This is a genomic window from Micromonospora sp. LHW51205 (assembly GCF_003315815.1).
Classification (GTDB): domain Bacteria; phylum Actinomycetota; class Actinomycetes; order Mycobacteriales; family Micromonosporaceae; genus Micromonospora; species Micromonospora chalcea.
The window spans coordinates 1,023,831-1,047,575 of the sequence record NZ_QMEZ01000001.1 but is presented as its reverse complement, the minus strand read 5'-3'; the positions used below and the strand labels follow the sequence as shown (position 1 = coordinate 1,047,575).

Below are 23,745 nucleotides of genomic sequence, written 5' to 3'. Positions count from 1 at the left end.
GGTACGTGGTCGGCTCAGGGTAGCCACCGGCTCGCGACACGGAGCACCCTCTTTCCGGGCGCGCGTTGCCCGGCGGGTCGGTACCGGGCAGGATCCTCGGCATGGCACTTGACGCGCGTGGGGGTCGGTCGCGACGGGACATGAGCCGGCCGGGGTCGGTGCGGCGCCCGCGTGGCGGCGAGCCGGTCGGCGCCGCCGACTCCGAACGGTCGGCGCCGCTGCCGGAACCGGCCACCATGCGGCTGGACGGCCGGGTCGCGCTGGTCACCGGCGCGGGCAGCGCCGACGGCATCGGGTACGCGACCGCGCGCCGGCTGTCCGACCTGGGCGCCCGGGTGGCGATCGTCTCCACCACCCGGCGCATCCACGAGCGCGCGGGCGAGCTGGGCGTCACCGGCTTCGTCGCCGACCTCACCGACGAGTCGGAGGTGGGCGCGCTCGCCGACGCGGTGGCCGAGCAGCTCGGCGACGTCGAGGTGCTGGTGAACAACGCGGGCCTGGCCAGCCGGGCCAGCCCGGAGGTGCTGCGGCCGGTGGCCCAGCTGACGTACGACGAGTGGCGCGGCGAGATCGACAGGAACCTGACCACCGCGTTCCTGTGCAGCCGGGCGTTCATCGGTGGCATGGCCGAGCGGGGCTGGGGCCGGATCGTCAACCTGGCCGCCACCGCCGGGCCGGTCAACGCGCTGCCCACCGAGGCGGCCTACGCGGCGGCCAAGGCCGGCGTGGTCGGGCTGACCCGGGCGCTGGCGATGGAGATGATCGCCGACGGGGTGACTGTGAACGCGGTGGCGCCGGGCATCATCCACACCGCGGCGTCCACCATGGCCGAGATCAAGCAGGGCCTGGGTACGCCGGTCGGGCGTCCCGGCACGCCGGACGAGGTGGCCGCCGCGATCGCGTTCCTCTGCTCGCCGGCCGCGTCGTACATCACCGGGCAGATGCTCGTGGTTGACGGTGGCAACAGCGTCCGGGAGGCGCAGTTCCGCTGAGCCTCAGTAGGTGCCGTTGTCGGAGTTGGCCCAGATCGCCAGCCCGATCCAGCCGCAGCAGGCCACCAGGCCGATCGCGGTGAAGATGTAGCTGAGGATCAGTCCCCAGGTGGCGAGCTGGTCGCCGTCCTCGCCGGTCTGCCGGATCTGCCGCTTCGCCAGGTGGCCGCAGACGATGCCGGCGGGCGCGAAGACGAACGCGAAGACCAGTGACAGGATGGCGAGCACGTTCGTGCCGCCGGGGCGTGGCCCCGGCCCGGGTGGGCCGTACTGGCCGTAGGGCGGCTGCGGGGCGTACGGGGGCTGCTGGCCCCACTGCGGATGCTGCTGGCCGTACTGCGGCTGCCCGTACGGCTGGCCGTGCGGCGGCGGCTCGTACGGTGAGGGTGGCTGCTCGTCAGTCACGCGCGCCCCTTTTCCCCAGGTGAACGGGCCCTCTCTCTTGCGGACGCTACCCGTAGCGGTGAACCTTTTCACAGCGGTTGTAGGGACTGGTCACCTTGGCTGCGCCGGTCCCGGGGCCGATACTGACCGAGCGTTCAGTTACCCCTGAGTAATGCGCCGACGACCCCGGAGGCTGAGATGGCCCGACTCGCCCAGACGCCCGGACTGACCGACGTGCAGCGGTCGATTCTGGAAACTGTCCGGGAGTTCGCCGACAAAGAGATCATTCCGCACGCGCAGCGGCTGGAGCACGCCGACGAGTACCCGAGCGACATCCTCGACGGCATGCGCGAGATGGGGCTGTTCGGCCTCACCATCGACGAGGAGTACGGCGGGCTGGGCGAGTCCCTGCTGACCTACGCGCTCGTGGTCGAGGAGCTGTCCCGGGGCTGGATGTCGATCTCCGGCATCGTCAACACGCACTTCATCGTGGCGTACCTGATCTCGCAGCACGGCTCCGCCGACCAGAAGGCCCGGCTGCTGCCCCGGATGGCCACCGGCGAGGTGCGCGGCGCGTTCTCGATGTCCGAGCCCGAGTGCGGCTCGGACGTCTCGGCGATCAAGTCGAAGGCCGTCCGCGACGGCGACAACTACGTCCTCAACGGCCAGAAGATGTGGCTGACCAACGGCGCGTACTCGTCGGTGGTGGCCACCCTGGTCAAGACCGACACCGGGGCCGACTCGGTCTACGGCAACATGAGCACCTTCCTGCTGGAGAAGGAGCCCGGCTTCGGTGAGACCGCGCCCGGCCTCACCATCCCCGGCAAGATCGACAAGATGGGCTACAAGGGCGTCGAGACCACCGAGATGGTGCTCGACGGCGTCACCGTGCCCGCCTCCGCCGTGCTCGGCGGCGAGGAGAAGGTCGGCCGCGGCTTCTACCAGATGATGGACGGCATCGAGGTCGGCCGGGTCAACGTCGCGGCCCGCGCCTGCGGCATCTCGATCCGGGCGTTCGAGCTGGCCGTCGCGTACGCCCAGCAGCGCCACACCTTCGGCCAGCCGCTCGCCCGGCACCAGGCCGTCGCGTTCAAGCTCGCCGAGATGGGTACGAAGATCGAGGCCGCGCACGCGCTCATGGTCAACGCGGCCCGGCTCAAGGACGCCGGCCAGCGCAACGACGTCGAGGCCGGCATGGCCAAGCTGCTCGCCTCCGAGTACTGCGCCGAGGTGGTCCAGGAGGCGTTCCGGATCCACGGCGGCTACGGCTACTCCAAGGAGTACGAGATCGAGCGCCTGATGCGCGAGGCGCCGTTCCTGCTGATCGGCGAGGGCACCTCGGAGATCCAGAAGACGATCATCTCGCGCGGCCTGCTCAAGCAGTACAAGCAGTAGGCCGGGGCGTCAGGCGCGCCGGGTCAGTCCGGCGGCGGCCCGCTCCACGATGAGGCACCTGTCCTCGACGTAGTCGAGGCCCGCCTCCTCGGCGATCCGGCGCGCCTCGTCCGAGAAGATGCCGAGCTGCAACCACACCGCCGGGGCGCCGATCGCCACCGCCTGCCGGACCACGTCGACGGCGTCCCGCGCCGGGCGGAACACGTCGACCAGGTCGACCGGGTGCGGGATGTCGGCCAGCGTCGGGTACGCCTTCTCGCCGAACAACTCGTCCACCGTCGGGTTGACCGGGATGATCCGCCAGCCGTGCCGCTGCATCTCCAGCGGTACGCGGTGCGCGGCCTTGCCCGGATCGCGGGAGGCGCCCACGACGGCGATCACGGCGGAGTCTGCGAGGATCTGCTGAGCGGAACGCATTCCCCGAGCGTAGCCCCGCCGGCGCTCGTGCCCCGGTCGCTAGAGCAGGGAGAGCTGTTCGGCGGCCGGCGCGGGCGGCGGGGTCTCCGGCAGCCGCCTGTTGTCGCCGGTCTCGCCCCGGTGCAGCCCGTGCCGGCGTGCCGCCATCCGCACCCGCGCGGTCACCTCCCGCTGGTACGCCTGCGGCGCGTACGAGCCGGCCTGGTAGAGCTGCCGGTAGCGGGGCACCAGGTGGGGGAACTCCCGGGCCAGCCAGCGGGCGTACCACTCCCGGGCGCCGGGCCGCAGGTGCAGCGGCAACGGCGTCACGCTCGCCGCCCCGGAGGCGGCGACGGCCGCGACGGTGGCGTCGATCGACTCCTCGTCGTCGCTGAGGCCCGGCAGGATCGGCGCCATCAGCACACCCACCTCGAAGCCGGCGTCGGCGAGCTGACGGACCGCGTCGAGGCGGCGGCGGGGGCTCGGCGTGCCCGGCTCGGCCGCCCGCCAGAGCGCCTCGTCCACGAATCCCACCGAGTACGACACCCCGACCCGGGTCACCTCCGCCGCCTCGCGCAGCAGCGGCAGGTCACGCAGCAGCAGCGTGCCCTTGGTCAGGATCGAGAACGGGTTCGCGAAGTCCCGCAGCGCCTCGATGATCGGCGGCATCAGGCGGTAGCGGCCCTCGGCCCGCTGGTAACAGTCCACGTTGGTGCCCATGGCGACGTGCGCGCCGCGCCAGCGTGGGGCGGCCAGCTCACGGCGTACCAGCTCGCCCGCGTTGACCTTGACGATCACCTTGCGGTCGAAGTCGGCGCCCGCGTCCAGGTCGAGGTAGGTGTGCGTGTTGCGGGCGAAGCAGTTGTGGCTGACCACGCCGTTGGCGATGAAGTCGCCGGTGCCGGTGGTGATGTCCCACAGCGGAAGCTCCAGGCCGAGATCCTCGACGGTGCTCACCTGGAGGTGCGCCGCGCACTTGAGCGCCATGCCCTCGATCGAGCGCCGGGCCGTGACGGCCGGGTCGGTGAGGTGGAAGAAGCGCAGCCGCTCGGGCAGCCCGCCGGTCAGCCGGAGCTGACGCGCCGCGCCCGGCATGCCCGGCACGTCGAGCGCCCACCGGAAGCCGAAACGCTCCAGCGCGCCGGACGTGCGGGCCTGGCTCCCGTCGTCCGCGACGCTGATCCGGAACACGCCCCGGTGGCAGGTGCCGGTGGCGTCGAACATGCCGGCCAGGTAGCCCAGCGACCAGTCGTCTGTCGTCTCGCCCGGCGGGCGCAGCAGGCCGGTGACGACCTCGGCCGGGCCGGACGTGCGTACCACCGTGGTCGTCGGCCGGCGGCCGACCCGGGTGACTGTGGCCCGCTCGACGGTGACCCCCGCGTCGGCCAGGTAGCGTTCGGCCCGCTCCAGCGCCTCCGCCTCGGCGGTGGCCAGCCGGAACCGGGCACCGGCCCGGTCGTCGTCGCGGAGCAGGGCGTGCAGGTAACCCCGGCGGTAGTCGGCCGAGCGCTTCGGCGCCACCGCGAACCGGCCGGTGCCCAGCAGGCGGTTGCGGGTGGTCAGGTGGGGACGGCGGCCGCCGCCCCGCATGCTCCCGGTGACGTGTTTCCAGCCGCGTTCGGTCAGGAACCGGTGGTCGCCGCTGGCGACGAGCGTGGTGCCGTCGGCCAGGGTGACCCGGTAGGCGCGCTTCACAGTGGACCACTTGTCGAGCACCGTGGTGACGACGTAGTGGCGGTAGGCGCCGCGCCGCCGGGTGCCGTAGATCCGGTCGCCGGGCTCCAGTTCGCTGATCGCCCTGGTGCGCCCGTCGGCCATCAGGATCGGCGTGTCCCCGCCCAGGCAGTAGACGCAGGCGTGTGAGCAGCCCCGGTAGGGGTTGATCGTCCACTCGAACGGCACACGCGACTGGCCGGGCACCCGGTTGATGATCGACTTGGCGCGGACCTCGTAGAACGTCATGCCGGCGAAGCCCGGGGTGTCGAAGGTGCGGGCGACGGCGCCGGGCAGCGCCAGCGGCAGGGGTGGAGCCGCCGGCGCCGCCCGATCGGGAGTCCCCTCGTCCGGGGGAGCGGAGAGGTTGTCCCAGCGCATGGAGCTCATTCGAACATGTGTACGAACAAAGCGCAAGTGACGCTGCGGACACCGCGCGCCGCCGTGCCCCGGGGCGGGGCAGGATGGGGGCATGGAGACGTCGACCTTCGTCTACGACGGCGACTGCGCCTTCTGCACCCGGTGCGCGCAGTTCATCGAGCGTCGGATCCCGACCGGCGCCCGGGTGGTCCCGTGGCAGTTCGCCGACCTGGCGGCGCTGGGCCTGACGGAGGCCGAGTGCGAGGAGGCGGTCCAGTGGGTGGGCGCCGACGGCTCCCGCGCCGCCGGGCCGGACGCCATCGCCCGGCTGCTCGGCGACAGCGGCCCGCTCTGGCGGTTCGCCGGGGCCGGACTGCGCCTTCCCCCGGTACGCGCCGCGGCCTGGCCCGCGTACCGCTGGGTGGCCCGCAACCGGCACCGGCTGCCGGGCGGCACGGCCGCGTGCGCGCTGCCGCAGGAGGCCCGGGAACGGCTGTACGGCCCGACCGGACGCCCGGGCCCGACCGCCTGACCGGCCGGGTGGCCGTGGTCAGGCGGTCGCGGTCGAGGACGGGTCGGGGGCCGGTGCCGGCGAGAGGGGCGCCGTCGCGGGCGCCGTCGGCGCGGCGGGCGGCGGACGGCCGAGCAGGCGCCGGACGAACACCACCGGACGGACCTTCTCCAGCGCCAGGAAGCTGGTCATCGCCACCAGGTGCGGCGCGAACGAGATGGTGATCGTCGCGATGGTCACCAGGTGGAACGAGTAGAAGAAGCCGACGGTCATCGTCCGCCACCGCGCCGGCAGCACGAACACCAGCGGGCTGAGCAGCTCGAACGCCAGGATGCCGAACTGCGCCACGATCAGCAGGTGCGGCACCTGCGCGATCAGGTCGGCGAGGTCGGTGCCGCGCCGGATGATCGCGCGGGCCAGCACCGAACCGTTCGCCCAGTCCAGGCCGCCGAAGCGGAACTTGGCCCAGGCGGCGAGGAAGTACGTGCAGATGACCGAGATCTGGGTGACCCGCAGCGCCCAGCCGCCCGCCTCGGTACGGGTCGGGTCGCCGTGCCGGGCGCGGCCGGCGGTGGGCAGCACGGCCAGCGCCACGAGGAGCGCGAAGCGGTCGTGGTCGACCTTGCCGTAGCTCATCGCCACGATCATCCACTCGAAGTACAGCGCGAAGACCGTCCAGCCGAGCAGCCGGTGCGCCCGGCCGGTGGCGGCGAGCAGCGCGGTGACCAGCAGCGCCCAGAACACCACGCCGACCAGGGCGGGGGTGGGGGTGGGCAGCGGGAGCAGCCGGCCGACGAGCAGCGGCTGGTAGAGGTCGCCGGGTACGTCGACCCGGGTGCGTACCCAGGGTGTGAACACCACCAGGTCGGCGGCGACGAAGAGGTAGACCAGGGTGCGGAACGCGGCGATCCGGCCGCGCGGGACCGCCTCGGTCAGCCAGGCGGTCATCCGCCGGTCTCCCAGCGCACGGCCGTCTCGTCGGTCCACCTGCCGGTCGGGCGGCCGCCCTGGATGTCGAACCAGCGGACCACGATGCGCACCTCGACCAGGTCGGGGGCGTCGGGGTGGCGTTCGGCGTACGCGTCGGCGACGGTCCGCAGCAGGCTCGGATCGGCGGCGTAGCGGTTCTGCTGGCCCTCGATCTCGGCGCGGCGGATGCCGGTGGCGTCCTGGCCGAGCGGGACCACCGCGCCGGTGCGGTCCACGCCCTCGACCCGGGTGTCCGGGGCGGGCGCGTTCGGCGGGTCGGAGGTGGAGTACATCCGGAACGGCCCGAACGGGAAGTCGTCGTCGGTGCCGCGCACGGTGCCCAGGAGCAGCAGCGCCAGGCCGAGCAGGGTGGCGCCCACTCGGACCGCGCGCCCGCGGGCGGTCAAGGTCTCCATCGCATGGTGACGATACGGGAGTGAAGCGGCCGAAAGTGTCCCTCAGTCGGCCATTCCTCACTGTCCGTCCCGGCGGTGCGGCGGGCGTGGAAACGCCGCCGGCCGGCCCCTGGCGGGGTCGTCCGGCGGCGTCGGGTACGTCAGTGGTTGTGCTCGGCCAGCTTCTTGCGGACGTCGTCCATGTCCAGCGCCTGGACCTGCTCGATCAGGTTCTCCAGCGCGGACTCCGGCAGCGCGCCCGGCTGGGCGAACACGATCACGCCGTCACGGATCGCCATGATCGTCGGGATGGAGCTGATGTTGAACTTCGCCGCCAGCTCCTGCTGCGCCTCGGTGTCGACCTTGCCGAAGGCGATGTCCGGGTGCTTCTCCGAGGACCGCTCGTAGACCGGGGCGAAGCGCTTGCACGGGCCGCACCAGTCCGCCCAGAAGTCGAGCAGGACGATCCCGTCCTGGCCGGTCACCTCGTCAAAGTTGGCCGTGGTCAGCTCAACCGTTGCCATTGCTCTCTCCGATCACCGCGGATTGTCGTACGCCCGGTGGAACCAGGGTCAGTCCGTCCGAATTCCCGGCACGGTGGGGGCGAAACGCACAGCGCCCGGACGGTGACCCTGGGCACATCGAACTCTATCTGTGCGGGCCGCTCGTGCGGAACGCAAATGCATGCCGCACTTGCGTGACGGGACGTGATGGGAGCGTTTCCAAGGAGATCACGCACAGTTCTGGCTACGAATCAGTAACTTCGGGCTTGACGAGCATCTATCCAGCCTGCGGAGATCGCTTACCGACAGTGCGTCGGTGACTTTCCGTAGTGTTACGAAAAGGTAAATGTGACCTCCGTCTCTGTTGATGTGGTGCGCCGTACGGCAGAATTCTTCGCATCAGAGCGTGGGCGGCGGGTGCCGGGGAGGGCCCCGCCGCTCATTGCGTCCGGACCTCGGTGGCCCTCGGTGTGACATTTCCGCCGCGTGAGCGCCCCGCACCTCGCCTTAACAAGCGATAAGGCATGCTGTGCCGAACTCCATCGCCGCCTGTCGAAGGGGACAAGGATGCAGTTCGGCCGCTACTACGAGGAGTTCGAGGTCGGCGCGGTCTACCGGCACTGGCCGGGCAAGACGGTCACCGAGTACGACGACCACCTCTTCTGCCTGCTCACCATGAACCACCACCCGCTGCACATGGACGCGCACTACGCCGAGTCCGCCTCGCAGTTCAAGCGCAACGTGGTGGTCGGCAACTACATCTACTCGCTGCTGCTCGGCATGTCCGTGCCGGACGTCAGCGGCAAGGCGATCGCCAACCTGGAGATCGAGTCGCTGCGGCACGTCGCGCCGACGTTCCACGGCGACACCATCTACGGCGAGACGACGGTCCTGGACAAGCGGGAGTCGGCCTCCAAGCCCGACCGGGGCGTGGTCGCCGTCGAGACCCGCGGCTACAACCAGGACGGCACGCTGGTCTGCGTGTTCCGCCGCAAGGTCATGGTCCCCAAGAAGGAGTACGCGGCCGCCGCCGTCCCGGACGGCGTCGACCCGGAGCGTCCCAGCTTCCCCGAGCCGCGCTGACCCGCGTCCGTCCGGCTCACCGGGCCTCGTTCTCCGTTCGGCGGGGACGGGGCCCGGATCTCGTCCGGAGGCATATGCTCGGGCTGGAGGTGCCCATGAGCCACTCCGAAGCCGTAGAGCCGCCTTCCGCCGGTCGCCGCGCCGCGCCGCTCACCACCGCCGCGTACTCCGCGACGGAGTGGGACCTGCTCACCGACCTGCCCGGCCGCGTGCTGGTCGCCGCCGCGGCGCCCGGGCCCGGGCGTCCGCCGCGCGGTGTCGCCGCCGGCCTCTCCGGTCTGGACGCGGTGGCCGCCGGACGCGCCTTCGACAGTGATCTCGTCCGCGCCGTGGTGGCCGCCATCTACGCCCGCCACGACGGCGCGACCGAGCGGGACGAGCGCCTGACCGACCTGGTCGACCTGCTGGCCGCCGCCCGGGCCGCGGTACGGGTGCTGCGCCGCCGCGCCGATCCGGCCGACTCGGCGGCGTACCGGCAGTGGGTGGAGTCGGTCGCCGCCCGCGTGTGCCGCGCCGGGCAGACCACGCCGAATCCCGCCGACCGGCGTTTCCTCGACCGGCTGGGCGGCGCGCTCGACCTGCGCTGACTGCGCGGCTGGCCGGGCCGTACCCTCGGCAACCGTGACCGACGACCAGCTCGACGTGGGTGTGGGGCCGTGGCCCGGTGACCCGCCGGACGACCCGCGCTACGACCCGGAGCTGCTCGTCGCCGGTGACCGGCGCAACGTGGTGGACCGGTACCGCTACTGGCGGCGCGAGGCGGTCGTGGCCGATCTGGACCGGCGGCGGCACGAGTTCCACGTGGCGATCGAGAACTGGCAGCACGACTTCAACATCGGGACCGTGGTCCGCAACGCCAACGCCTTCCTCGCCGCCGAGGTGCACATCGTCGGGCGGCGGCGGTGGAACCGCCGGGGCGCCATGGTGACCGACCGCTACCAGCACGTCCGGCACCACCCGACGATCGAGGAGTTCGTCGCCTGGGCGCGGGACGAGAGCCTGCCGGTGGTCGGGATCGACAACCTGCCCGGCTCACGGCCGATGGAGACCGCCGTGCTGCCGCGCCGCTGCGTGCTCCTCTTCGGTCAGGAGGGACCCGGCCTGTCCCCGGTGGCGCGGTCGGCCTGCGACGCGCTCTTCTCGATCGCCCAGTACGGCTCGACCCGGTCCATCAACGCGGGCGTGGCCAGCGGCATCGCCATGCACGCCTGGATCCGGTCGTACGCCGGGCCGCCGCCGGACTGACGCCGCGGTTCCACCACCGGACGGAAATCCCACGCCGGTCGGCCCGCCCCGCTTGACGCCCCGCCGTGCGGGGGCGACGGTGAGGGTGTGACTGTCGCGGTGAGTTGTCCGAGATGCGCCGGGTCGGTACGCGAGCCGGACCTGATGCACGCCGAGCACCGGTGCCTGCGCTGCGGCCCGGTCGCGCCGCTGCACGTGCCCGAGCGCATCAACGACGAGATCATGGCCAGCGTGGTCGAGCGGATGGCGGCCGACCCCGACCCGACCGGCCGGCTCCGGATGCCGCTGTGGTGCCCGTGGCCGCTCCCACCGGGTTGGACGCTCACCGGCGTGGCCTGGGCGGGCGACGAACGCGCTGGAGTCCGGGCCACGCTGGTCGCCTGCGCCGGACCGGCCCCGCTGGACGGTGGACCGGCCGACCTGATCTTCGTCGCCGAGGAACCCGGCATCGGTCTCGGTTCCCGCTTCGCGGGACTGCCCGGCCCCGATCCCGGTCCCCAGGTGGAGGAGGCGTTGACCGATCCCGGCCCTGGTCATCCCGAGCGGCTGCCGCACGCGAAGATCCGCGTGGGCGGCCATCCGACTCCACTGTGGCTCGTACGCTCCGAAACGGATCGAAGCGCGTACGCCGGCGAGGCTCGGGGAATGTGGCTCCATGCGATAGCCTGGCCGGCGAGTGCGGGTCACCTCCTCGCGGAAGAAGTCGTGCTGCACGACCTCACCGAGTGGACACCGCCCGAACTCGTGTACGGCGCACCGTCTCCGTACCTGCACGGACGGGCCTGACCGCCCGCACCGGTGAGTCGGAGAGCGGACGCAGATATTCACGGTAAGACACCATGCTGATACTCTGGGTGCCGCTGCGGTAAACGGACCCGGCGCCGCGCGAGAGGATGGCCCGCTATGGTCAAGAAGGTCCTCACCTGGGCCGGCATCGCATTCTTGATCTTCTTCGTTGCGTACCGGCCCAACTCCGCCGCCGACGTCTTCAAGTCTCTCGGCGGCGGCATCATGGACATCGCGCAGGGCTTCGGCGACTTCTTCACCAACCTCGTCGCCTAGCCGCCCATGGGAAGCCCCTCCGGTCCACCCTTCGACCCGGACGACCCCGACCGGGCACGCCGGGAGCGCGACACCGAGCCGATCCCCCGGATCGACCCGGACGAGCCGCCCAGCGCCTACGGCCCCGGCCCGTACGCGGACGCGGACGACGCCGGCTACGGCAGCGCGTACACCGGTGAGGGGCGGTCCGGCCGGGCCTGGGCACGGGATCCGGACGGCTTCCCGGACCAGCCGATCTCCGAGGAGGAGCTGGCCGGGCTGCGGTCCGACGCCACCGGCATGGCACCCCGCCGGGTGCTGCCGTTGGAGGACGAGCCCAGCTCGCTCGTGGCGCGTTACCTCTTCCCCACCGAGCGCTACCGGGGCGAGTGGAAGCGGCACTGGATCCACCTCACCACCCCGATCATCGTCGGCGTGGCGGCCACGTTCGTGCTCGGCTACCTCTCCGGCTTCCTCGCCGGGCGGGACGTCGGCGCGCTGACCACCGTCGCCGTGCTGCTCTGGTTCGGCGTGATGGGCTGGGTCGCCTGGAAGGTCGCCGACTGGTGGTACGACCGGTTCATCCTCACCAACAAGCGGGTGATGGTGGTCAACGGGATCATCACCCGCCAGGTCGCGATGATGCCGCTCACCCGGGTCACCGACATGAAGTACGAGCAGAGCCCGACCGGCCGCGCGCTCAACTACGGCACGTTCGTGCTGGAGTCCGCCGGCCAGGAACAGGCACTCCGGGTGATCAAGAACTTGCCCAACCCGAACGAGCTCTACCTGCGCGTGGTCGAGGAGATGTACGAGCCGCAGGCGGTCGAGGCACGGCTGGGCAAGGAGGCCGACGAGGCGAAGGCCGACGACGGAGCTTGAAAGTTTTCGTCCGAACATCGGATGAACTGCACACCTTCCGCCATCGACCTGACCGACCGGGCCGTGGCATCCTGCCAGGCAGGACGGGGGGAGATGAGCGTGGTGAGCAGAGATCCGCTGGAGGAGGAGTTCCGCGAATTCGTCGCGGCCCGGTCCGGCGCGCTGCTGCGCACCGCCTACCTGCTCGCCGGTGACTGGGCCACCGCCGAGGACCTGCTCCAGACCGCGCTCACGAAGACCTACCTGGCCTGGAAGCGGCTCGGCGGGATCGAGGCCATCGAGCCGTACGCCCGCCGGGTCCTGGTCAACACGTCCACCAGCTGGTGGCGGCGCCGCTGGCACGGCGAGCGCCCCACCGAGGTGCTGCCGGAGCACGCCGGCGTCGACGAGATCGAGCAGCAACTCGACCGGGACGCGCTCTGGCGGCACCTGCAGGCGCTGCCCGCCCGGCAGCGGGCCGTACTGGTGCTGCGCTTCTACGAGGACATGTCCGAGGCGCAGACCGCCGCGCTGCTGGAGATCTCCCCGGGCACCGTCAAGAGCCAGACCTCCCGGGCGCTCAACACGCTGCGTCGCCGCCTGGGCTCCGAGGCGGCCCTGAGCCTGCCCGAGCCCGCGTCTCCGCCGCCCGCCCCGGCCGGCCGGCCGGGGCCGCCCGCGCGCGGAAACGAGCAGTCCGTGCCAAGGACCCCGGCGCCGCGACCCGCAGCCCGGGTGCCGCAGCCGGTACCGCCACCGGCGGCCCCGGTCCGCCCCGCCGTTCCGATCCCGGCGGAGAGCCGATGACCGGCATCCGGCACGACTGTGACAACCGGACCGGTGGCCCGGAGCGTCCATTGGCCGTGAGCGACGACGAGCTGGAACGGGCGCTGCGGGAGACGCTGTCCCGCCGCGTCGCCACGTCCCGGCCGCTACCAGTCGACCCGGCCGGAGAGGTGCTGCGCCGGGCGCGCCGCACCGGCCGGCGGCGTACGCTCACCGGCCTGGCCCTGGCCGGCGTCGCCACCGTGTTCGTCACCACCGGCGTGGCCCAGTTCAGCGCCTCCGGCGGCGACGGCGGCACCCCCACAGTCGTGCTCGGCGACCCGCCCGGGCTCACCCCGTCCCCGCTGGCCTCGGGGCCCCCGATCACCCGCTTCGGGCCGGTCCGCGCCGAACTCGACCTGCTCGTCGGCGACCGGCTGGACACCAGCGGCGGCGAACGGCGGCAGCTGACCGGGGTCAGCGGCGTCGAACGGGCGCAGCGCGTCCACGACCGCGAGGGCTGGCTGATGACCTCGGCCGCCACCGCCGCCGGTCGTACCCTCTGGTGGGTTCCGGCCAACGGCACCGCGCCGCAGGTCATGCTCGCCGCCGCGGAGGCGGTCGCGATCTCCCCGGACGGGCGGCAGGTCGCCTGGCGGGACGGCCCCGAGGTGATCGCCGCCGGGGTGGTCGCCGGGCAGCTCATCGCGCCGGTCCGGACCCCCGCGCCCGACGGCGCCGTGCCGGTCGGGTTCGCCGGCGACGCCGTGCTGATCCAGCAGCCCGGCGAGGGCGGGGTGAGCGTCTGGGAACGCGCGCTCGGTGGGCAGCCGGCGCCGGCGAACCCGGACGTGCGCGCCGTCTACGGCACCCGGCCCGACGGCCGCCTGGTCGGCCTGATCACCGCCGACCGGCCCGGGCAGCACTGCCTGGCCCTGCTCGACCCGGCCCGCGACCTCGCGCCGGTGCGTACCGGATGCGGGGTGAAGCTGGCCGCCGACGGACTCGGCGGGGTGTCCGCCGACGGCCGGTGGCTGCTCGCGAACGGCAACGCCCGCTCCGCCCTGCTGGTCGACCTGGCCGACCCGGGCGCCTCCCCGGCCGCGCACCCGGCCGGCCCGGTGCTGGCCGGCGACGTGGCCTGGACCCACGCGGGCGTGGCGCTGCACGTGGACGCGACCGGCGGGCTGGTCCGGGTCAAGCCGGAGCGGGTGCTGGCCGGGGACCGGCCCACGGCGTCGCCTGTCGAAGGGCTGGCGCCGGGGGACCGGCCGGTGGTGGTGGCCGACGTCCCCGCCGCTCCGGAAGGCGCGTAGCGTCGGGCGGGTGAGCGATCCGGCCCGCATCGACCTGCACACCCACTCCACCGCCAGCGACGGCACGCTGACCCCGCCCGAGCTGGTCCGGGCCGCCGCCGACGCCGGGCTCGACGTGGTGGCGCTCACCGACCACGACACCACCGCCGGCTGGGCGCCGGCTGTCGCCGCGTTGCCGCCCGGCCTCACCCTGATCCGCGGCGCGGAGATCTCCTGCCGCTGGTTCGGCGTCGAGCCGGCGATCCCGCTGCACCTGCTCGCGTACCTCTTCGACCCGGCCGAGCCGGAACTGGCCGCGGAGCTGGCCCGGGTCCGGCAGGCCCGCGAGGAACGCGGCGAGCGCATCGTGCGGCTGCTCCAGGCCGACGGCATCCAGGTGAGCTGGACGGAGATCCTGGCCGGCGCGGACGGCGGCACCGTGGGCCGCCCGCACATCGCGCAGGCGCTGATCCGGGCCGGACTGGTCGCCACCACGAGCGAGGCGTTCGGGCCGGACTGGCTCGGCGAGCGGTACCGGCTGCCCAAGGACGACATCGAGGTGTTCCGCGCGGTGGCGCTGGTGCGGGCGGCCGGCGGCGTGCCCGTCTTCGCCCACCCGAGAGCCAGCCGGCGCGGCCGGATCGTGCCCGACGAGCTGATCGCGGACCTGGCCGCGGCCGGCCTGGCCGGTCTGGAGGCCGACCACGAGGACCACGACGCGGCCGAGCGGGAGCACGTCCGCCGGCTCGCCGCCGAGCTCGGGCTGCTGGTCACCGGCTCGTCCGACTTCCACGGCACGCACAAGACCGTCCGGCTCGGCGCGCACACCACCGGACCCGAGGCGTACGAGCGGATCGTCGCGCTGGCCCGCGGGGTGACCCCTGTCGCTTCGAGCTGAAGCGCTCCGGCGGCACGGCTACCGTGTCCGCGTGGATCTCAAGCTCTTCGGCGAGGTCTTCGTGACCCTGCTGGTGATCGTCGACCCGCCCGGAATGATGCCCATCTTCCTCGCGCTCACCGGGCCGTTGACGGCGCGCGACCGGAACCGGGCCGCCTGGCAGGCCGTGGCGCTGGCGCTCGGGGTCATCGTGATCTTCGCGGTGGCGGGGCAGACGATCCTGGCGTACCTGCACGTCGACCTGCCCGCGCTCCAGGCCGCGGGCGGCCTGCTGCTGATCCTGGTCGCGCTGGAACTGCTGACCGGCAAGTCGGACGACCCGAGCCAGCAGGTCACCTCCAACATCGCGCTGGTGCCGCTCGGCACCCCGCTGCTGGCCGGGCCGGGCGCCATCGTGGCCACCATGCTCTTCGTCCAGCAGGCCGGCGGCGGCGTCGACTACCTGGCCATCGGGCTGGCCATCGTCGCGGTGATGGTCACCGTCTGGGTGGTGCTGCGCTTCTCCGGCGGGATCGTCAAGGTGCTGCGCCCCGGCGGCATCGAGGTGCTGACCCGCATCGCCGGCCTGCTGCTGGCCGCCATCGCCGTGCAGCTCATCGCCGACGCGATCGCCGCGTTCGTGACCCAGTACCTCAACAACGCCTGAGCGCTTCGTCCGCTGTCGTACCGGGGTGGCAGGATCTCAGGGGTGCGACGACAGTCAGCAGCCAGTGGCTCCCGGGCTCCCCGACCGCGCGCCGAGCAGTCCGAGCAGCTCGGCTTCGAGGGCATGCCGGAGCGCCTGTTCGTCTGCACACCGAGCAAACTCGGCGCGTACGCGGACTGTCCCCGCCGCTACCGCTACGCCTACGTGGACCGGCCCGCGCCGCCCAAGGGCCCGCCGTGGGCGCACAACTCGCTCGGCGCCAGCGTCCACACCGCGCTGAAGAACTGGTACGCGCTGGCCCCCGATCGCCGCCGCCCCGAGGTGCTCGGCACGCTGCTCAAGGGCACCTGGGTCCGCGAGGGCTACCGCGACGACGAGCAGGAACGCGACGCCTTCCGGCGGGCGCTGACCTGGCTGGAGAGCTACGTGGCGGGCCTCGACCCGGCCGACGAGCCAGTCGGCGTGGAACGGGTCGTCGCGGTGAAGACCGCCGTGCTCGCGTTCAACGGCCGCACCGACCGGATCGACTCGCGCCCCGGCCCGGACGGGCGGCCCGAACTGGTCATCGTCGACTACAAGACCGGTCGCACCGGCCTCGACACCGACGACGCGCGCGGCTCGCAGGCGCTCGCGCTCTACGCGTACGCGGCCGAGCGGGTGTTCCGCAAGCCGTGCCGCCGGGTCGAGCTGCACCACCTGCCCACCGGCACCGTCGCCGCGCACGAGCACACGCCGGAGTCCCTGCACCGGCAGCTCACCCGCGCCGAGGACACCGCCCGCGACATCATGGCCGCCGAACGCGCAGTGGCCGACGGCACCGACCCCGACGCGGCGTTCCCCACCGAGCCGGGGCCGCGGTGCGGCTGGTGCGACTACCGGCGTACCTGCCCGACCGGCGCGCAGACCCCCGGCAAGGAGCCCTGGTCCGCCGTCGAGCGATTCGCCGACCAGGACTGAGCGCGCGTCGCCGTCAGGCCGCGGTCAGGCGGGCGGCGCGTTCCTTGGCGGCCTGCTGCAACGGGCCCTCCCGGTAGCGCCGGGGCACCGCGGCCAGCGCCAGCCGCAGCGCCCGCGCGCTCAGGTCCGCCGACAGCGCGGTGGTGGGCAGGCCCAGCCCGCCGTAGAGCCGCAACGCCCACGGCGGCAGCATCCCCAGCGCGGTGGCAGCGATCCCCAGGTACGCCCAGCGCGGCGGCCCCAGGTTCAGGCCGACCCGCGCCGGCAGGCTGACCTTCCACGGGATCGGCGGCGCGGTCAGGAACAGCGCCGTCTCGGCCGCCTCCCGGGTCATCCGCAACTGCGGGCGTACGTCCCGGTAGTAGTCGGCCACCTCGGCGGCGGTGCCCGGCACGTCGTCCGGGTCCAGCCCCACCAGGGCCGCCGACCGGCGCTGCTCGGTGTAGTAGCCGTCCACCTCGTCGTCGGTGAGCGCCAGACCGGCACGCCGGGCGGTGCTCACGAACGACTCGACCTCGGTGACGTGCACCCAGCGCAGCAGCTTCGGCTCGTCGACGCGGAACTCCTCGCCGGTGAACGGGTCGGTGGCGCGCATCCGGGCGTGCCGCGCACGCACCCGCCGCCCGGCCGCCTGCGCCTCGGCCGTGGTGCCGTAGATCGTCGTCCCCACGTACGTCGCCGTGCGGACCAGCCGGCCCCAGGCGTCCGAGCGGTAGTTGCTGTTCTGCGCGACGCCCGCCATCGCACGCGGATGCAGCGCCTGGAGGTAGAGCGAGCGCAGGCCGGCGACGATCAGGATCGGTTCCTCGTGCACCTTCCACGTGACCGAACCCGGACCGAACAGGCCGAGGTCGTCAGTGTCCACCGATCAAGAGTGCCACGGCGTTCGCCGGTCACCCCCGGGTCGGTGTCCTCGGTCCGGCGCCCTCGGTGCTCGCTCAGTCGTCGGCGGAGCGGCGCGACTGGCAGGCCGGGCAGAGACCCCAGAAGGTCACCTCGGCCTCGTCCAGCTCGAAGCCGTGCGCCACGTTCGGGTCGAGGCAGGGCGCGCTGCCCACCGCGCAGTCGACGTCGGCGATCTCGCCGCAGCCCCGGCACACCACGTGGTGGTGGTTGTCGCCGACCCGCGCCTCGTACCGCGCGGGGCTGCCGGCCGGCTCGATCCGGCGGGACAGCCCGGCTCGGGACAGCGCGCCGAGCACGTCGTAGACGGCCTGGGTGGAAACGGAGTCGATCCGCTGACGGACCCGGCGGGTGATCTCGTCGACCTCCAGGTGCCCACCGGCGGAGAGCACGTCCAGCACGGCGAGACGCGGTCGCGTGACCCGTAGGCCCCTCGACCGGAGCAGTTCCTCACCCGTGGACATGAATCCATGACAGCACGCAGGTGACAGGCCGACAAGCGAGCGTGCTCGCGGGTGGCCGGGGCCACAGGTGAACCGGCGGGGCCGCGTCTGCGTGTGTGGGGTTACACAGCCTCGCGACGTACGCTGTGCGCGCCTAACCACCCACTCGCCGGAGGTGTCGGTGTTCAGGGAATTCAACGGTCTGCCGCTGCACGTGCTCGTCATTCACGCGGTGGTGGTGCTCGTGCCGCTGCTGGCGCTGTTCGCCATCGCGTACGGATTGCTGCCGCGCTGGCGGCACCGGCTGGACTGGGCGGTCGCCGCGCTGGCCGTGATCACCCCGGCGGTCGCCTGGGTCGCGACCGAGTCCGGCGAGGAGCTGGAGGGGATCCTGCGCGCGAAGGGCTACCCGCCGGACCGGCTCCAGCAGATCAGTGAGCACGCCGAGTACGGCGACACCCTGTTCTGGTTCTCGCTCGGTCTCGGCGCCGCGGCGCTGCTGCTGGTGCTGTCGGCGAGCAGGTTCGCCCGCGCCCGGAACCTGCCCCGCTGGCTGCCGATCGTGCTCACCGTCGCGGTGGCGGTGCTGGCGGGCTTCGCGCTCGTGTACGTCTACCTGACCGGTGACAGCGGCGCCAAGATGGTGTGGGACGGCATCGTCTGAGCGTTGCCGCTCAGAACAGCAGCCGCGAGCAGAGCAGGCAGGTGAGCAGCACCAGCACCACGGCGACGACTGCCCCGACGCCGTAGGTGAGCCGCTGCGCGCGCTGCTCCGCCTGATCCATCGCGGCCATGTCCTGCGGCGGAAGCCGGCGGGGCGGCGCCGGCTGGACGTGCACCGGTGGCCGCCAGCCGGGCGGCGGAGGCGTGCTCGGCGGCGGTCCGGCGTAGCCACCGGCAGCCGGGTCACCGGCGGACCGGCCCGGCCAGGGCCCGCCGGCCACCGTCCAGCCGCCGGCCGACTCCGGCTTGGCCCACGGGCTCTCGGTGGCCGCCTCGCGCGACCACGGGCTGTTCGGCCCGGACGCCCCGGAGGTGTCGGCGGCGGTGACTCCCGTTCCGGCGGCGCCGACCCCGGTCGGCTGGCTCCCGGCTTCGCCGGGTCCGGGCGCGTCCCACCCGGCGTGGTCGGCGGGGTGGCTCACGGGTCCGTGTTCGGCCGGGCGGCCCACAGGTCCGGAATCGGCGGGGTCGCCCACAGGCCCTGGGGCGCCCACAGGCCCTGGGTCGGCCTGGCCGGAGCCCGACCCGCCCGGGCGGGACGCCCCGGCGTCGTTCTCCTCGCCCGTGGCCTGTTGCTCCGGGCGTCGCCAGGTCTCGTCGTCGGGGCTGCCACCGCTCGGCGTCGTCACGCCGTCCGACGCTACCAACGCCCCGGCCGGTCGGCCGCCCGACACCGACACCTCGGCGCGTACCTCTTGCGCGGCGGGGCTCCGACCCGCTGCCGGGCCCGACGAGATCGAGTGGCCGTTCAGGGTCGCGCCCGGTCTGTGTCTGGCTGTTCGGGATCACGGTGCAGTCCGCGCCGGGCTGTTCCCGATCGCAGCCGTGGCGGCGCCGGACGTCGCGGGGTCGAGGTGGCCGCCGTTCCGGCGGTATCGTTGCTGCTCGTGACCGACCCCGGCATCCGGGCACCGCGCGGCGACGACGACCGCGTGGTCGACCTCAGCGAAGACTTCGTGGTGCTGCCCGAACAGACCACCGACGACACCGACCGCGGCTGGGGCGAGCGCCCCGGCGGCAACGACGACTGGCTGCTCGCCGAGCGCCCGCCGCACTGGGACTGACCGCGGCTCCGCGTCACCCGCGTACGACCACGGCGAAGCGGCTGCCCTCCGGCAACCCGACCGCCCGGCGCGCCTGCTCGGGCGGCAGCGCCAGGTAGAGCGCGGAGGACCCGTCGACCGCCCCGGCGGCGCCGACCACGTCGAGCACCAGCGCACGCGGCGCCAGCAGCGTAGGGTCAGCCGACCCGCCGGCGGGCACCACCATCAGATCGACCCGGGCACCTGGACGCAGCACCGCGAGGGCGGCCGGCTCGGCCAGCCGGATCGGCACACCGACCGCACCGGCCGGCAACGCGCGTGGCCCGTCGGGCGGCGGACCGGCCGGCGTCGTCGAGGCGGCCGGGGGAGCCCCGGGTTGGCAGGACGGAGGTGTCTGGAGCACCGCCGCGGCCAGTCCCAGCAGCACCGCGACGAGTGCCACCCGCAGTAGCGTCCGGCGTCGCGGCAATCCGCGCCAGCGGACCGGACGCAACGTCGCCTCGCCACCCGCCACCGCTGCCTCCCGCTGTCAGCCGACCATCCGACCCGCAGGCTAGGGCCGAGCCATCGTCGCCCGCGGCCCCACCGCATGCCCCTGTGGATAACCCGCCGTCCTGTGCACAACCGCTGCCCGGGCGGGGTTCGGCGCCACCACTTCGGGGAGGTGGTCACATCCGGAGTGGCCGGGGCCGCCAGTTCGGGGAAGTGGCGCTATCCGGGCGAGCTGATGCAGCAACCTCGCCGAGGTGGTGAGCAGCGCGCGAGTGGTCGGGAGCGGGCGCTCCATCGTGCGGGGCGGCCATACGCAACGTGGCCGCCCCCGAACGGGACGGCCACGAGCGCGAAAGCGTTGGTCAGGAGGAACTGGACGCCGCCGGCGCCTTGCTCGCCGTCGACCCGGAACCCGAACCAGAGCCGGAACCCGAACCGGACGACGACCCCGAAGAAGAGGACGACGACGAACCGGACGAGGACGAACCAGACGACGTCGAACCGGACGACGAGGACGACTCGGACTTGGCCGGCTTGTTCGCGGCGCTGCTCCCGTTGTCGGACCCGGACGTACGGGAGTCCGTGCGGTAGAAGCCGGAGCCCTTGAACACGATGCCCACCGAGTTGAAGAGCTTTCGCAGCCGCCCCTCACACGCCGGGCACTCGGTCAGCGGGTCGTCCGAGAAGGACTGCACCGCCTCGAGCTGGTGGCCGCACGCGGTGCAGGCGTACTGGTACGTGGGCACGTTCTCCTCCGGATCTTGGCACGGCCTGTTGGCACTCGTGGTATTCGAGTGCCAATGGTGCGTCATGACCCCCGGGTTCGTCCAGCGGAAGCGCCCGGGCCCACACCCGGGACGGCCACCAACCCGTCCGCCGGAGTGATCACACAGTGCACCGGGCGGTCGTGCGGCTGGGCGGGGACCGCCTCGACCAGCTCGCCGTCGTGCAGGAGAGCCACCGTCGGCACGGTGGCGGGCACCCGGGCGAGCGCCCGGTCGTACGAGCCGCCGCCGCGGCCCAGCCGGATGCCCCGGCGGTCCACCGCTACCGCCGGCACCACTACGAGTCCCGCCACGGCCACTGCGGCGCGGCCCCGGGTCGGCGCGGTCGGCTCGCGCATGCCCCGGCCGGCGGCGCGCAGCGACTCCCGCCCGGTGTAGGGGGCCCAGTCCAGGTCCAGGTCGTCGCAGAGCACCGGCAGCAGCAGCTCGGCGTCGGGCGGCAGCGCGGCCCGCAGCACCTCGGGCAGGTCGTCCCCGCCGGGCTCGGAGGCGACCGGCACGTACGCGCTCATCCTGGCCGGTCGCAGTCGGCGTACCAGGGTCACCAGCTCGGCCTGGACGGCGGCCGCCGCGACCGCGCGCTCGGGCGCGGACAGCGACCGGCGGGCGGCGAGCAGCGCGACGCGCATCTTCTGCTTCGCATCGTGCGCTTCATCCGAAAATTCCGGCACGCAACACTCCTGACGCAACGCTTGCCTAATGGTCGCTCTGTGTCAGCATCGCACCAAGGGGCGCGGAACTTCCGGGGGGAAGCTTGACGCTACGCGGGCGGTTGACGGCAGCCTTCCTCGCGGTGGTGCTCGGCCCCGTCCTGCTCGGCGCGCTCTTCGTCGGGGCGACGTTGAGCGCCGTCGACCGGAGCCGCGCCACCGAGCGACTGGGTCTGGCCGCGGCCGGTGTGCGTACCTCGATCGACGCGCTCTGCCAGCAACTGCGCGCGGCGGCCGACGCGGTCGCGCTGGTGGCCGACCCGGTCGCCCGGCCGCGTGCGGCCGACCAGGTGGTCGGCCGGGGGCTCGCCGCCGGCGTGCTGATCGCCGACGCCGCCGGCCGCACCAGCTACGCCACGGCGGGCGGTCCGCCCGGGCGCTGGCAGGACTGCGCCGGCGCCCCCGCCACCCCGATCGGCGCGCTCTCCGCCCAGGTGCGGCTGCGCGACCCGGCCGGCGCCGACCTCGGCGCGGTCGCCGCCGCGCAGCCCGTCGACCGGGCCTTCGTGGCGCGGCTCGCCGCCGTCACCGGCGTCGCGGTCACCCTCCTCGACGCCCCCGGGCAGATCACCCACACGACCGAAGAGCAGGGGGTACGCGCAGCGGTGCTGGCCGCCGCCGGCAAGGCGCGCGGGAACGGCGTGGCCGGGACGGGCGACGGCCGGTACGTGCGCCGGGTGGGCCCGATGCCCGGTCAACCCCTGCCGCTGGTGCTCTCGATTCCCGGCGAGCGCCCACCCGGCCTGTACGGCGCGCTGATCGCGGCGGTGGCGCTGGCCGCCCTGCTGGCCGTGCTGACCGCGTGGCGGCTCGCCCGGGTGACCACCCGGCCGCTGGGCGAGCTGGCCGGGGCGGTGGACCGGGTGGCGCAGGGCGACCTGAGCGCCCGGGTGCCGGTGCGCAGCCGGGACGAGATCGGGCGGCTGGCCAGCGCGTTCAACCGGATGGCCCGGGAGACCGGCAGCTACGTGGCGGCGCTGACCAGCAGCCGGGACCAGCTGCGCAACCACCTCGCCGTGCTCGGCGACACGCTCGCCAGCACGCACGACCTGCAACGCATCCTGCGGGTGATCCTGGACAGCGCGATCGCCGCCACCGGCGCCCGGGCCGGCGCGGTGCTGCTCGTCGACGCCGAGGGCGTGCTCGTCGGCCGGTGCGTCGAAGGGCTGACGGGACGCTGGCCCACGAGCGACCCGGCCGACCCGGCGACGCTGCGGGTCGCGGTCGGCGCCGGGGTGCTCGGCGCGGTCGCCGCCACCGGTGAGCCGCTGCGCGGCCGGTGGACCCCACCCGACGCCCCGACCGGGGAACCGTCCTGCGAGACGTACGTGGCGGTGCCGTTCGCCACGCCCGGCGGCGCCGAGTCGCGCGGCCCGGACCGGCCCGGCCACCCGCCCGCCGACGGCGACCCGCCCGGCTCGGCCTGCGCCGCGCTCGGCGTGCTCGTGCTCTACGACCGGCTCGGCGGTCCCGAGTTCCACGACGACGACGTGGTGACGCTGCGGACGTTCGCCGGGCACGCGGCGGTCGCGGTGGAGAACGTCCGGGTGCACGAGGAGGCGCAGCGGCTCTCCCTCACCGACCCGCTGACCGGGTTGTGGAACTACCGCTACCTGCGCGAGTCGATCCGCCGGGAGGTGGAGCGAGCGAACCGGTTCGGCCGGATGCTCAGCGTGCTCGCGCTCGACCTCGACCGGTTCAAGCGCGTCAACGACACCTGGGGGCACGCCGCCGGGGACGCCGTGCTGGTCGAGTTCGCGCGCCGGGTACGCGGCGTGATCCGCGAGGTGGACCTCGCGTTCCGGCAGGGCGGCGAGGAGTTCGTGGTGCTGCTGCCGGAGACCGACGCGCGGGGCGCCACGATCGTCGCCGAGCGGCTCGGCGCGGTCGTACGGGACCAGCCGGTGACTGTCGAGGGAAGCACCGACGAACCGGTGCACGTGCCGGTGACCGTCTCCATCGGCATCGCCGTCTACCCGGACCACGCCGCCGACGGCCAGCAGGTGCTCGACGCCGCCGACGACGCGCTGTACGCGGCGAAGGCCGCCGGACGCGACGGCTACCGGCTGGCCCCCGCGCCCGATCCGGTTCCCACCCAGGAGATCCCGGTGGTGGCCGTGACCGTCAGCCCGCCGGACGGGCTGCCCCGGGCGGGCACGGCGGACGCGCCGGGCACCGTCCAGGGCGGCGCGTCTTCCGGTCCTCACCCGCCGCGGCAGAGCCGTGGCCGATAGTCT

The 23,745-nt window shown here is 73.6% G+C and carries 29 protein-coding genes and 1 pseudogene; 18 read left to right on the top strand and 12 right to left on the bottom strand.

Features of this window, described 5'->3' with window-relative positions:
- Nucleotides 1-101 precede the first annotated feature (101 nt).
- The gene (locus DQE82_RS04880) at nt 102-992 is read left to right on the top strand and encodes an SDR family NAD(P)-dependent oxidoreductase (protein ID WP_104113814.1); all 891 of its coding nucleotides are present in this window, start codon (nt 102-104) and stop codon (nt 990-992) included.
- A gap of 3 nt (nt 993-995) precedes the next feature.
- Here the strand turns inward: DQE82_RS04880 and DQE82_RS04875 are convergent, their stop codons facing one another.
- Entirely contained in the window at nt 996-1,397 is a 402-nt protein-coding gene (locus tag DQE82_RS04875) for a DUF4190 domain-containing protein (protein ID WP_043326898.1), read from the bottom strand.
- Nucleotides 1,398-1,574: 177 nt separating this feature from the next.
- Here DQE82_RS04875 and DQE82_RS04870 point away from each other — a divergent pair, with 177 nt between their 5' ends.
- On the top strand, nt 1,575-2,771 hold the full coding sequence (locus DQE82_RS04870) for an acyl-CoA dehydrogenase family protein (protein WP_013283885.1): 1,197 nt from the start codon (nt 1,575-1,577) through the stop codon (nt 2,769-2,771).
- A 9-nt stretch (nt 2,772-2,780) separates the two neighbouring features.
- On the opposite strand, the gene DQE82_RS04865 is transcribed toward DQE82_RS04870, so the two are convergent.
- Both DQE82_RS04865 and DQE82_RS04860 read right to left on the bottom strand, forming a co-directional pair.
- The gene (locus DQE82_RS04865) at nt 2,781-3,188 is read right to left on the bottom strand and encodes a CoA-binding protein (protein WP_113972090.1); all 408 of its coding nucleotides are present in this window, start codon (nt 3,186-3,188) and stop codon (nt 2,781-2,783) included.
- A 39-nt stretch (nt 3,189-3,227) separates the two neighbouring features.
- Nucleotides 3,228-5,261 (bottom strand): intein-containing Rv2578c family radical SAM protein, encoded by a 2,034-nt coding sequence (locus tag DQE82_RS04860; protein WP_113972089.1) that lies wholly within the window; start codon nt 5,259-5,261, stop codon nt 3,228-3,230.
- 91 nt (nt 5,262-5,352) lie between these two features.
- Between DQE82_RS04860 and DQE82_RS04855 the strand changes: the two genes are divergently transcribed.
- A complete protein-coding gene (locus tag DQE82_RS04855) occupies nt 5,353-5,772 on the top strand; it encodes a thiol-disulfide oxidoreductase DCC family protein (protein WP_043326890.1) in 420 nt (139 codons plus the stop codon).
- An 18-nt stretch (nt 5,773-5,790) separates the two neighbouring features.
- On the opposite strand, the gene DQE82_RS04850 is transcribed toward DQE82_RS04855, so the two are convergent.
- The 3 genes from DQE82_RS04850 to trxA all read right to left on the bottom strand — a co-directional run bounded on the left by DQE82_RS04850 (nt 5,791) and on the right by trxA (nt 7,639).
- On the bottom strand, nt 5,791-6,699 hold the full coding sequence (locus tag DQE82_RS04850; RefSeq protein ID WP_064447584.1) for an HTTM domain-containing protein: 909 nt from the start codon (nt 6,697-6,699) through the stop codon (nt 5,791-5,793).
- Complete coding sequence (locus tag DQE82_RS04845) at nt 6,696-7,136, bottom strand: hypothetical protein (RefSeq protein WP_064447585.1); 441 nt, start codon at nt 7,134-7,136, stop codon at nt 6,696-6,698. Before DQE82_RS04845 ends, DQE82_RS04850 begins: the two co-directional genes overlap by 4 nt.
- A 140-nt stretch (nt 7,137-7,276) precedes the next feature.
- Nucleotides 7,277-7,639, bottom strand: coding sequence for a thioredoxin (gene trxA, locus DQE82_RS04840; protein ID WP_018789069.1), 363 nt, complete (start codon nt 7,637-7,639; stop codon nt 7,277-7,279).
- Nucleotides 7,640-8,167: 528 nt separating this feature from the next.
- Between trxA and DQE82_RS04835 the strand changes: the two genes are divergently transcribed.
- The 11 genes from DQE82_RS04835 to DQE82_RS04790 all read left to right on the top strand — a co-directional run bounded on the left by DQE82_RS04835 (nt 8,168) and on the right by DQE82_RS04790 (nt 16,409).
- Complete coding sequence (locus DQE82_RS04835) at nt 8,168-8,701, top strand: MaoC family dehydratase (protein ID WP_338013367.1); 534 nt, start codon at nt 8,168-8,170, stop codon at nt 8,699-8,701.
- Between the two features lie 95 nt (nt 8,702-8,796).
- Nucleotides 8,797-9,288, top strand: a complete 492-nt coding sequence (locus tag DQE82_RS04830; protein WP_113972361.1) for a hypothetical protein — start codon at nt 8,797-8,799, stop codon at nt 9,286-9,288.
- Nucleotides 9,289-9,322: 34 nt separating this feature from the next.
- Nucleotides 9,323-9,946, top strand: coding sequence for an RNA methyltransferase (locus DQE82_RS04825; protein ID WP_043326883.1), 624 nt, complete (start codon nt 9,323-9,325; stop codon nt 9,944-9,946).
- Nucleotides 9,947-10,045: 99 nt separating this feature from the next.
- Nucleotides 10,046-10,732, top strand: coding sequence for a DUF6758 family protein (locus DQE82_RS04820; RefSeq protein WP_370446774.1), 687 nt, complete (start codon nt 10,046-10,048; stop codon nt 10,730-10,732).
- A gap of 117 nt (nt 10,733-10,849) precedes the next feature.
- Nucleotides 10,850-11,008, top strand: coding sequence for a hypothetical protein (locus DQE82_RS30760; RefSeq protein WP_013283898.1), 159 nt, complete (start codon nt 10,850-10,852; stop codon nt 11,006-11,008).
- Between the two features lie 6 nt (nt 11,009-11,014).
- Nucleotides 11,015-11,869: a PH domain-containing protein gene (locus tag DQE82_RS04815; RefSeq protein ID WP_043326880.1), complete on the top strand. Its 855-nt coding sequence runs from the start codon at nt 11,015-11,017 to the stop codon at nt 11,867-11,869.
- Nucleotides 11,870-11,962: 93 nt separating this feature from the next.
- The gene (locus tag DQE82_RS04810) at nt 11,963-12,655 is read left to right on the top strand and encodes a SigE family RNA polymerase sigma factor (RefSeq protein WP_043326878.1); all 693 of its coding nucleotides are present in this window, start codon (nt 11,963-11,965) and stop codon (nt 12,653-12,655) included.
- Between the two features lie 56 nt (nt 12,656-12,711).
- Entirely contained in the window at nt 12,712-13,929 is a 1,218-nt protein-coding gene (locus tag DQE82_RS04805) for a hypothetical protein (protein ID WP_223201248.1), read from the top strand.
- Between the two features lie 10 nt (nt 13,930-13,939).
- On the top strand, nt 13,940-14,806 hold the full coding sequence (locus DQE82_RS04800) for a PHP domain-containing protein (protein WP_064447587.1): 867 nt from the start codon (nt 13,940-13,942) through the stop codon (nt 14,804-14,806).
- 31 nt (nt 14,807-14,837) lie between these two features.
- Nucleotides 14,838-15,452 carry a MarC family protein gene (locus DQE82_RS04795; protein ID WP_064447588.1) on the top strand — a complete coding sequence of 205 codons (615 nt, stop codon included), beginning with the start codon at nt 14,838-14,840 and terminating at the stop codon, nt 15,450-15,452.
- A 123-nt stretch (nt 15,453-15,575) separates the two neighbouring features.
- Nucleotides 15,576-16,409, top strand: a complete 834-nt coding sequence (locus DQE82_RS04790; RefSeq protein ID WP_223201448.1) for a PD-(D/E)XK nuclease family protein — start codon at nt 15,576-15,578, stop codon at nt 16,407-16,409.
- Nucleotides 16,410-16,422: 13 nt separating this feature from the next.
- On the opposite strand, the gene DQE82_RS04785 is transcribed toward DQE82_RS04790, so the two are convergent.
- A complete protein-coding gene (locus DQE82_RS04785) occupies nt 16,423-17,274 on the bottom strand; it encodes an oxygenase MpaB family protein (protein ID WP_113972088.1) in 852 nt (283 codons plus the stop codon).
- Between the two features lie 73 nt (nt 17,275-17,347).
- Complete coding sequence (locus DQE82_RS04780; protein ID WP_030501115.1) at nt 17,348-17,776, bottom strand: Fur family transcriptional regulator; 429 nt, start codon at nt 17,774-17,776, stop codon at nt 17,348-17,350.
- Nucleotides 17,777-17,936: 160 nt separating this feature from the next.
- Between DQE82_RS04780 and DQE82_RS04775 the strand changes: the two genes are divergently transcribed.
- On the top strand, nt 17,937-18,419 hold the full coding sequence (locus DQE82_RS04775) for a DUF2231 domain-containing protein (protein ID WP_043330667.1): 483 nt from the start codon (nt 17,937-17,939) through the stop codon (nt 18,417-18,419).
- A 10-nt stretch (nt 18,420-18,429) separates the two neighbouring features.
- On the opposite strand, the gene DQE82_RS04770 is transcribed toward DQE82_RS04775, so the two are convergent.
- Nucleotides 18,430-18,900: a hypothetical protein gene (locus DQE82_RS04770; RefSeq protein ID WP_083296906.1), complete on the bottom strand. Its 471-nt coding sequence runs from the start codon at nt 18,898-18,900 to the stop codon at nt 18,430-18,432.
- Nucleotides 18,901-19,365: 465 nt separating this feature from the next.
- On the opposite strand from DQE82_RS04770, the gene DQE82_RS30755 reads away from it, so the two are divergent.
- Nucleotides 19,366-19,542: a hypothetical protein gene (locus tag DQE82_RS30755; RefSeq protein ID WP_166455806.1), complete on the top strand. Its 177-nt coding sequence runs from the start codon at nt 19,366-19,368 to the stop codon at nt 19,540-19,542.
- A gap of 13 nt (nt 19,543-19,555) precedes the next feature.
- Here the strand turns inward: DQE82_RS30755 and DQE82_RS04760 are convergent, their stop codons facing one another.
- Entirely contained in the window at nt 19,556-19,963 is a 408-nt protein-coding gene (locus tag DQE82_RS04760) for a flagellar biosynthesis protein FlgA (protein WP_223201247.1), read from the bottom strand.
- Between the two features lie 368 nt (nt 19,964-20,331).
- On the opposite strand from DQE82_RS04760, the gene DQE82_RS31000 reads away from it, so the two are divergent.
- Complete coding sequence (locus tag DQE82_RS31000; protein WP_233514587.1) at nt 20,332-20,604, top strand: hypothetical protein; 273 nt, start codon at nt 20,332-20,334, stop codon at nt 20,602-20,604.
- A 14-nt stretch (nt 20,605-20,618) separates the two neighbouring features.
- Here DQE82_RS31000 and DQE82_RS30995 read toward each other — a convergent pair.
- Together DQE82_RS30995 and DQE82_RS04750 are read right to left on the bottom strand one after the other, a co-directional pair.
- Nucleotides 20,619-20,825: pseudogene (locus tag DQE82_RS30995) on the bottom strand (FmdB family zinc ribbon protein); the annotation flags it as partial.
- A complete protein-coding gene (locus tag DQE82_RS04750) occupies nt 20,822-21,469 on the bottom strand; it encodes a 5-formyltetrahydrofolate cyclo-ligase (protein ID WP_113972086.1) in 648 nt (215 codons plus the stop codon). The pseudogene DQE82_RS30995 and the gene DQE82_RS04750, both read right to left, overlap by 4 nt.
- An 83-nt stretch (nt 21,470-21,552) precedes the next feature.
- Here DQE82_RS04750 and DQE82_RS04745 point away from each other — a divergent pair, with 83 nt between their 5' ends.
- Complete coding sequence (locus DQE82_RS04745) at nt 21,553-23,742, top strand: diguanylate cyclase (protein WP_199495934.1); 2,190 nt, start codon at nt 21,553-21,555, stop codon at nt 23,740-23,742.
- Nucleotides 23,743-23,745 lie beyond the last annotated feature (3 nt).

What these genes read in the sequence shown, in the direction of transcription:
- DQE82_RS04880 (WP_104113814.1), top strand. Translation starts at nt 102, where the DNA reads ATGGCACTTGACGCGCGTGGGGGTCGGTCGCGACGGGACATGAGCCGG.
- DQE82_RS04870 (WP_013283885.1), top strand. Translation starts at nt 1,575, where the DNA reads ATGGCCCGACTCGCCCAGACGCCCGGACTGACCGACGTGCAGCGGTCG.
- DQE82_RS04865 (WP_113972090.1), bottom strand. Translation starts at nt 3,188, where the DNA reads ATGCGTTCCGCTCAGCAGATCCTCGCAGACTCCGCCGTGATCGCCGTC.
- DQE82_RS04860 (WP_113972089.1), bottom strand. Translation starts at nt 5,261, where the DNA reads ATGCGCTGGGACAACCTCTCCGCTCCCCCGGACGAGGGGACTCCCGAT.
- DQE82_RS04855 (WP_043326890.1), top strand. Translation starts at nt 5,353, where the DNA reads ATGGAGACGTCGACCTTCGTCTACGACGGCGACTGCGCCTTCTGCACC.
- DQE82_RS04850 (WP_064447584.1), bottom strand. Translation starts at nt 6,699, where the DNA reads ATGACCGCCTGGCTGACCGAGGCGGTCCCGCGCGGCCGGATCGCCGCG.
- DQE82_RS04845 (WP_064447585.1), bottom strand. Translation starts at nt 7,136, where the DNA reads ATGGAGACCTTGACCGCCCGCGGGCGCGCGGTCCGAGTGGGCGCCACC.
- trxA (WP_018789069.1), bottom strand. Translation starts at nt 7,639, where the DNA reads ATGGCAACGGTTGAGCTGACCACGGCCAACTTTGACGAGGTGACCGGC.
- DQE82_RS04830 (WP_113972361.1), top strand. Translation starts at nt 8,797, where the DNA reads ATGAGCCACTCCGAAGCCGTAGAGCCGCCTTCCGCCGGTCGCCGCGCC.
- DQE82_RS30760 (WP_013283898.1), top strand. Translation starts at nt 10,850, where the DNA reads ATGGTCAAGAAGGTCCTCACCTGGGCCGGCATCGCATTCTTGATCTTC.
- DQE82_RS04815 (WP_043326880.1), top strand. Translation starts at nt 11,015, where the DNA reads ATGGGAAGCCCCTCCGGTCCACCCTTCGACCCGGACGACCCCGACCGG.
- DQE82_RS04810 (WP_043326878.1), top strand. Translation starts at nt 11,963, where the DNA reads ATGAGCGTGGTGAGCAGAGATCCGCTGGAGGAGGAGTTCCGCGAATTC.
- DQE82_RS04790 (WP_223201448.1), top strand. Translation starts at nt 15,576, where the DNA reads ATGCCGGAGCGCCTGTTCGTCTGCACACCGAGCAAACTCGGCGCGTAC.
- DQE82_RS04780 (WP_030501115.1), bottom strand. Translation starts at nt 17,776, where the DNA reads ATGTCCACGGGTGAGGAACTGCTCCGGTCGAGGGGCCTACGGGTCACG.